General features: G+C 28.6%; 7 protein-coding genes. 6 read left to right on the plus strand and 1 reads right to left on the minus strand.

The window, feature by feature from the left end:
* Positions 1-176 precede the first annotated feature (176 nt).
* Positions 177-1,802, plus strand: a complete 1,626-nt coding sequence (locus R4K56_RS14065; RefSeq protein ID WP_335772994.1) for a peptide ABC transporter substrate-binding protein — start codon at positions 177-179, stop codon at positions 1,800-1,802.
* Between the two features lie 56 nt (positions 1,803-1,858).
* Here the strand turns inward: R4K56_RS14065 and R4K56_RS14070 are convergent, their stop codons facing one another.
* Positions 1,859-2,362 (minus strand): DUF2147 domain-containing protein, encoded by a 504-nt coding sequence (locus tag R4K56_RS14070; protein ID WP_335772995.1) that lies wholly within the window; start codon positions 2,360-2,362, stop codon positions 1,859-1,861.
* 179 nt (positions 2,363-2,541) lie between these two features.
* Between R4K56_RS14070 and R4K56_RS14075 the strand changes: the two genes are divergently transcribed.
* The 5 genes from R4K56_RS14075 (at position 2,542) to floA (ending at position 6,588) form a co-directional block, all read left to right on the plus strand.
* Positions 2,542-3,666, plus strand: a complete 1,125-nt coding sequence (locus tag R4K56_RS14075; protein ID WP_335772996.1) for an aminopeptidase — start codon at positions 2,542-2,544, stop codon at positions 3,664-3,666.
* A gap of 18 nt (positions 3,667-3,684) precedes the next feature.
* A complete protein-coding gene (locus R4K56_RS14080; protein WP_335761009.1) occupies positions 3,685-4,170 on the plus strand; it encodes a GNAT family N-acetyltransferase in 486 nt (161 codons plus the stop codon).
* A 17-nt stretch (positions 4,171-4,187) separates the two neighbouring features.
* Complete coding sequence (locus R4K56_RS14085) at positions 4,188-4,673, plus strand: GNAT family N-acetyltransferase (RefSeq protein ID WP_335756696.1); 486 nt, start codon at positions 4,188-4,190, stop codon at positions 4,671-4,673.
* A gap of 162 nt (positions 4,674-4,835) precedes the next feature.
* Positions 4,836-5,540: a UMP kinase gene (gene pyrH, locus R4K56_RS14090; protein WP_335761010.1), complete on the plus strand. Its 705-nt coding sequence runs from the start codon at positions 4,836-4,838 to the stop codon at positions 5,538-5,540.
* Between the two features lie 25 nt (positions 5,541-5,565).
* Positions 5,566-6,588 carry a flotillin-like protein FloA gene (floA, locus tag R4K56_RS14095; RefSeq protein ID WP_297296978.1) on the plus strand — a complete coding sequence of 341 codons (1,023 nt, stop codon included), beginning with the start codon at positions 5,566-5,568 and terminating at the stop codon, positions 6,586-6,588.
* The last annotated feature ends 796 nt before the right edge of the window (positions 6,589-7,384 follow it).

A 7,384-nucleotide genomic window follows, 5' to 3' on the forward strand; every position in this document is an offset into this window, starting at 1 on the left:
ATTAAATAATGTATAATTGATTAAAAAATAATGTGGTTTAAATAATATATTAATATTATAAAAAATTATAACTATAAAAACATATAAAATACTTATTATATAGTAAATATTTTAATTAGTTAATTATATTTTTTTTCGATACTATAAATAATAAATAATATGCTAGGAATATTCTTATGAAAAACAATATATTAATTAAATTAGTTTTGGTGTTGATGACTATAGTTGTGATTTCTTGTAATAAAGAACCAAAAGTTATTTTAAATGAACTAACAGTTTCAGTTGGCCCTGAACCTCAAACTATAGATCCTACTATAAATTCAGCAGTAGATGCTATGATATATACAACACATCTATTTGAAAATTTAACTATTAAAGATGAAAATAATAATATTATTCCGGGTGCTGCAGAAAGCTGGGTATCATCAAATAATAATACAATATATATATTTAATATTAGAAGCAATGCAAAATGGTCAGATGGTGTAGATGTTAAAGCTCAAGATTTTGTATATGCTTGGAAACGTATAGTTGATCCTAAAAACGGAGCATCTTATTCTATACTTTTAGATGTTATTAAGAATGCAAGTGATATTATGATGGGTAATAAGGATAAAGATACATTAGGAGTTAAAGCTTTAGATGATAAAACTTTATATGTGGAATTAGAATATCCTGTACCTTATTTTTTGGAAATGGTAGCTCATACTGCTTATACACCTTTGCGTGAAGATGTTGTGAGTAAAGATGAAGACGGCTGGACTTTAAAAACAGAAACTATGGTTGGTAATGGAGCATTTCAAATTGTACGCTGGGATCATAATTCAAGATTAGTAGTACGTAAAAATACTGATTATTGGAATTATAAAGAAATAAAGCCTGATATTATTAATTTTGAATTTATAGATAATGACAATACTGCTATGTCAGCTATTTTAAACGATGAAATATATTTTTATCATAACACACCTATAAATGATAGGGAAAAATTACTTGCAGAAGGTATAGCAAAATCTGTGCCTAATATATCACTTTACTTTTATGAAGTAAATCATAATAAGAAACCTTTTAATGATGCCAGAGTAAGAAAGGCAATTTCTCTTGCTATAGACAGAGAATATATTGTAAATAATATAATGAAAGGCGGAGAGAGACCAGCTGCAGCTATTGTACCTTACAATATAAAAGATGTTAATAATAATGGAGATTTTAGAAATTATAAAGAAGGATATTTTTCTACAAAGAGCGAAGATTATGAGAAGAATGTTGAGGAAGCTAGGGCATTACTTGCTGAAGCAGGATATCCTAATGGTGAAGGTTTTCCAGTATTTGAATTTTTAACAAATCCAGGTTTCCATGTTACTATTGCTGAAAGTATACAATCTATGCTTAAATCGGCATTAAATATAGATATGGTAATAAGACAAGAGGAATGGGCAGTACTTTTACAAACTAGGAGAGATGGAAATTTTGACATGGCTAGACAAGGTTGGATAGGAGGATATAACAGTCCTGTTGCATTTTTATCATTGGTAAAAACTGGTTATGTTCTTAATGAAGGAAGATACAGCAATCCTGAATTTGATAAAGCTTTATCAGATGCTTCAATTGCAGAAAGCGATGCTGATAGAAGTTTATACTTACATAATGCAGAAGATATAGCTATGAATGATACTGCTATTATACCTATATTCTATTATGCTGGTACTGTAATGCAAAATAAAAACCTTACCAATGTTATTTATGATGTATTTGGTATTTATAATTTCAGTAAATCTGATTATATAGAAGAAAATAATTAAATAAAAAATAATGAAAATTATAAGTTTAAACTTACATGTTTAAACTTATAATTTTTTTATTGTATGCTTTTTCCTTCTATTGTTCTTAATTGATTAACAGCTATATCAGAATATTTGCTTGATTCTTCTTTTGATAATCTTTTCCATTCTACAGTTGCACCAACTACACCGCCTTTATCTAAAGAAGCTCTTACAAATAATGTGTTTTTATCTTCAGACAAGCTTATTTTTACATAATATGAACTTCCCTGTATTCTGCCAGTAGACCATTCATCATTTTCAAAAACTATATCATATATGAATATTAATCCTTTTAAATCTTTATTTCTAAGGCTTTTATCCGGATTATGATCATCTAATGTGCTTTTTACATTATCATGTAATGCTATACCATAAGCATAAACCTTATTACCTATCACAATTATTTTTGCAACTTTCATTCTTCCTTTTGGTTTTTCCGGCATAGACCAGAAACCTTCAACGTCTTTTGCATTATTTGCACCATATAGCATAGAACTGAATAAAATTGTAAATATAAGAAGTATTATTTTTTGTTTCATAATTATTACCTATTTATTATTTTATTTAATTATTATACATCTAAATAATATTTTTACTATATGAATTGTTTGTTTTATATATGTTTTAATTAATTATATATTGATTATTATTTATTAATTGTGTAAAATTGATGCATTAAAATAAAATTATTTTAATAATTAAAAAATGGAGTTTATAGATGAGAGATCCAAGAATAGAAAAATTGGCAAAAAGTATAGTTAATTATTCTTGTAAATTAAAAGAAGGCGAGAAAGTACTTATAAAAGTTTACGGAGAAGGAGAAGAACGTAATTTAGTTACAGCAGTAATAAATGAAGCTTATAAAGTAGGAGCAAGCCCATTTGTTTGGAATCATGATCCCCAAATACTTAGAGAGCTATTAAAAAATTGTAATGAAGAACAGATCAAACTTTGGGCAAAATCTGACTTAATGCTTATGAAAGAAATGGACGCTTATGTTGGTATATGGGGCGGTTTGAATAATGCTGAAAATTCTTCTGTAAAAATGGAGAATAATAAAATATATGAGAAATTTTATCTTACTCCAGTACACATGAAAGAAAGAGTTAAAAATACAAAATGGGTTGTTATGAATTATCCTACAGCTGCTATGGCACAAAGAGCTTCTATGAGTACAGATGAATTTGAAGATTTTTATTTCAAAGTTTGTAATTTAGATTATTCAAAGATGTCTAAGGCTATGGATAATTTAGTTGATCTTATGAATAAAACTGATAAAGTTAGGATTGTAGGCAATGGTACAGATTTAACTTTTTCTATAAAAGATATACCTGCTATAAAATGTGCTGGTGAAATTAATATTCCAGACGGAGAAGTATTTACTGCACCTGTTAAGAATTCTATTAATGGTGTTTTAACTTATAATACACCTTCTTTATATAGTGATGGTTTTACTTATGAGAATATTAGATTTGAGTTTAAAAATGGAAAGATTGTAGATGCTTCTTGTAATGATACAAAAAGAATAAATGAAATACTAGATACTGATTCAGGAGCTAGATATGTAGGAGAATTTGCTATAGGAGTAAATCCATATATAACAGAGCCTATGAAAGATATATTATTCGATGAAAAAATTATGGGCAGTTTCCATTTTACTCCTGGTAATTGTTATGATGAAGCTCCTAATGGAAATAAATCTTCTATACACTGGGATTTGGTATGTATACAGACTAAAAAATACGGCGGCGGTGAAATTTATTTTGATGATAAATTAATTAGAAAAGATGGTTTATTTGTTGTTGATAGTTTAAAATGTTTAAACCCAGACAAATTAAAATAATATTTAGGATAAAGTTTTATGAGTGATAAAAAATTTAGTATTAGATTTGCAGAAGTTAAAGATATTCCTACTATATTAAGATTTATAAAAGAGCTTGCTGCTTATGAAAAATTGGAACATGAAGTAACAGCAACTGAAGAAATATTAAAAGAATGGATATTTGAAAAGAAAAAAGCAGAAGTTTTAATAGCTTATGAGAATGATATTGAAATAGGTTATGCTTTATTCTTTCATAATTTTTCAACTTTTTTAGGAAAAGCAGGAATATATTTAGAAGATTTGTATATAAGTCCAAATTATAGAGGATTAGGATATGGTAAATCTCTATTAAAGGAATTAGCTAAAATAGCAGTTGATAGAGGCTGTGAAAGGTTGGATTGGCAGTGTTTGGACTGGAATAAACCTAGTATTGATTTTTATTTATCACTCAATGCTTCAGCTATGGAAGAATGGACTACATATAGATTGAGCCATGATAATCTGAAAAAATTTGCTAATGAATAATTTATAAGGTTTTGTTTATGAATAATAAAGAATTTACTATAAGATTTGCTAAAGAAAGTGATATACCTACTATATTAAGATTTATAAAAGAACTTGCAGTTTATGAGCATTTAGAGCATGAACTTAATCTTACAGAGGAAAGTTTGAAAGAAAATATTTTTGAAAAGAAAAAGGCAGAGGTTGTTATTGCTTTTGAAGATAATATTCCAGTAGGACATGCGGTATTCTTTGAAACTTTTTCTACATTTGTTGGAAGGCATGGATTATATTTAGATGATTTATATGTTAATGATCAATATAGAGGTTTAGGATACGGAAAGAAATTGTTTGAGGAAGTTGCAAAAATAGCTTATGAGCGTAATTGCGGAAGACTTGAATGGCAATGTTTGGATTGGAATAAATCCAGTATTGATTTTTATCTTTCTACCGGAGCAGAAATGGTAAAAGATGCAAGAGTATATAGATTAACCAATGATGCCTTAGGTAAATTTTTAAAATCTTGAATATATTAAACTATAATATATAAACACTAATATTTGTTTTTTATAATATTTATATCAAGAAATAGAAAATACTAATGATTGTATATTCTATTATCTTGATAATATATAAAAAAGATAGTATAATACACAAAATATTATTATAAAAAGTTGAGAGGTTAATTAATGGAAAAAAGAGTATTGCTTAAAATATCAGGTGAAGCATTGCTTGGACAAAAAGAATATGGTATTGATAATAGTGTAGTTGATAGAATAGCATTAGAAATGAAAGAAGCCGGACATGATACACAAATAGCAGTTGTAGTAGGCGGCGGAAATATTTTTAGAGGAATGCAATTGTCTAATAAAACAGGAATGGTAAGAGCTACAGCTGATTCTATGGGTATGCTTGCAACTATTATGAACGCTATAGCATTAAAAGACAGATTTATGGCAGCTGGCACTCCGACTCAAATACTTTCTGCTTTTAATATTGAAGGCATGATAGAAAGATTTGAAAGAGATAAAGCTATTCGTATATTAGAAAGAGGAAATGTTTTAATTATAGCTGGCGGTACTTCTAATCCATACTTTACAACTGACAGCACAGCAATATTAAGAGCTTTAGAAATAGGTGCTTCTATAGTATTAAAAGGTACTAATGTTGATGGTGTATATGATAAAGACCCTAAAAAAAATGAAGATGCAAAAATGTATAATGATATCACTTTTAGAGAAGCTATGAATCAAAATTTACGTGTTATGGATATGACTGCTTTTGCTATGGCTAATGATAATGATATGCCTATAAGAGTATTTAATATGAATAAACCTGGAAATATTACCAAAGCTATTTCTGGTGAAAATATAGGAACTTATGTACATAATTAATAATAGTTTATTTTAGGAGGTTTGTATGTTCGATTACGGATATCTTCCAATTATTCCAATGTTTATTGGTATTATTATAATATTAATATTTTTATTTATTTTCTTACGCTTTTTCCCTATAGGTTTATGGGTTACTGCTTTATTTTCTGGTGTAAGAATAAATATGATAACATTAATAACTATGCGTTTAAGGAGAGTTAATCCTTCGCTTATAGTTCTTAATCAAATTAAATTATGGAAGGCTGGTTTAAAAATAGGAAGTAATGAACTTGAAGCACATTATTTGGCAGGAGGAAATCCAACTGCGGTTGCTGATGCTTTGATTGCTGCTGATAAGGCTTCTTTAGATTTAAGTTTTGAAAGAGCTGCTGCTATAGATTTAGCTGGTAGAGATTTGGTTGATGCTATAAGAACTTCTGTTTCTCCTAGAGTTATTGCTACACCTTTGATTGCTGCTGTTGCTAAAGATGGTATACAAGTTAAAGCTACAGCAAGAGTTACTGTTAGAACTAATATTAACAGACTTGTTGGAGGTGCCGGAGAAGAAACTATTATTGCCAGAGTAGGAGAGGGTATTGTTACTACTATAGGTAGTGCTGCTTCACATAAAGAAGTTTTAGAAAATCCAGACAGAATTTCACAAGTTGTTCTTGCTAAAGGTTTGGACTCTGGTACTGCTTTTGAAATACTTTCTATTGATATTGCTGATGTTGATGTTGGAAGTAATATTGGTGCTTTCTTACAGATTGACCAAGCTGAAGCTGATAAAAAGATTGCTCAGGCTAAAGCAGAAGAAAGAAGAGTTATGGCTATAGCTAGAGAACAGGAAATGCGTGCTCAGGTTGAGGAAATGAAAGCTAAAGTTGTTGAAGCTGAATCTCAATTACCTCTTGCCATTGCTGAAGCTCTTAAAAAAGGTAATATCGGCGTATTAGATTATTATAATATGAAAAATGTTATGGCTGATACAGAAATGCGTTACAGTATATCTGGTATGGATTCAATGAGTAAAAATAATAATTCTTCATCTTCAAATGCAAAACAATAAATAATTTTATAATAAAATAATTATTAATAGACTGTATATTTCTTATATGCAGTCTATTTTTTTGTATATACCTAAACAACTATATTTTGTAAAAAATAATTTTTTTAAATTTTAAAATCTGCAGGGCTTTGCCCACCACGCTGTGTGCTTACGCAGCACCCCAGTTCTTTTACGACCGAAGGAAGTACTGTAAGTATTGGTATAAAAGAACCAAAACAACTGCATTTTTGACCTAAAACTAGGGTTTATACCATATTTAATGCATATTCTTAAAATATAAAGTTCTAGCAATTGCGTTTTTTGCTACTTTTTTGTGCGGCAAAAAAGTAGATAAAATCTATATTTAAGTACTTAAGTTTATCAATTTTTTATTGTTCTTTTTCACGCCGCATACGCTCTGCGGACTTCGTCAAAGTAGCTTATATCCTTGATAAACTCGGATAGCTTCGCGAAAGTGCAAGGTATGAAATTAGTACTAAATCATACTAAAATTGTCTTATATGTAATATAATTTATTAAATTAAAGCCTAAATGTAGCCTTTCGCCAAAGGCGGGCTGTGCCTGCTTCTTTGTGGCAATACTATCCTAAAGGACTTCCTATGGTCGCAGGCACTCCTTTCAGTCGCAAAAGAAGTGTGGGTGTGGGGCTAGTCCTCGAAAATAATAACAATATAAAAACTAAAATTGACAAAATATAATTATTTAGGTATATCATTAAATAAATTGTTTTTTATTGGTAGTATTTGTATTATTATAATTTAAAATAATTATAAATATTAAAATTTAATAAAAATAT

The sequence above is a fragment of the Brachyspira pulli genome (assembly GCF_036997785.1).
GTDB classification, from domain to species: Bacteria; Spirochaetota; Brachyspiria; order Brachyspirales; family Brachyspiraceae; genus Brachyspira; species Brachyspira pulli.

What these genes read in the sequence shown, in the direction of transcription:
- R4K56_RS14075 (WP_335772996.1), top strand. Translation starts at nt 2,542, where the DNA reads ATGAGAGATCCAAGAATAGAAAAATTGGCAAAAAGTATAGTTAATTAT.
- R4K56_RS14080 (WP_335761009.1), top strand. Translation starts at nt 3,685, where the DNA reads ATGAGTGATAAAAAATTTAGTATTAGATTTGCAGAAGTTAAAGATATT.
- floA (WP_297296978.1), top strand. Translation starts at nt 5,566, where the DNA reads ATGTTCGATTACGGATATCTTCCAATTATTCCAATGTTTATTGGTATT.
- R4K56_RS14065 (WP_335772994.1), top strand. Translation starts at nt 177, where the DNA reads ATGAAAAACAATATATTAATTAAATTAGTTTTGGTGTTGATGACTATA.
- R4K56_RS14070 (WP_335772995.1), bottom strand. Translation starts at nt 2,362, where the DNA reads ATGAAACAAAAAATAATACTTCTTATATTTACAATTTTATTCAGTTCT.
- R4K56_RS14085 (WP_335756696.1), top strand. Translation starts at nt 4,188, where the DNA reads ATGAATAATAAAGAATTTACTATAAGATTTGCTAAAGAAAGTGATATA.
- pyrH (WP_335761010.1), top strand. Translation starts at nt 4,836, where the DNA reads ATGGAAAAAAGAGTATTGCTTAAAATATCAGGTGAAGCATTGCTTGGA.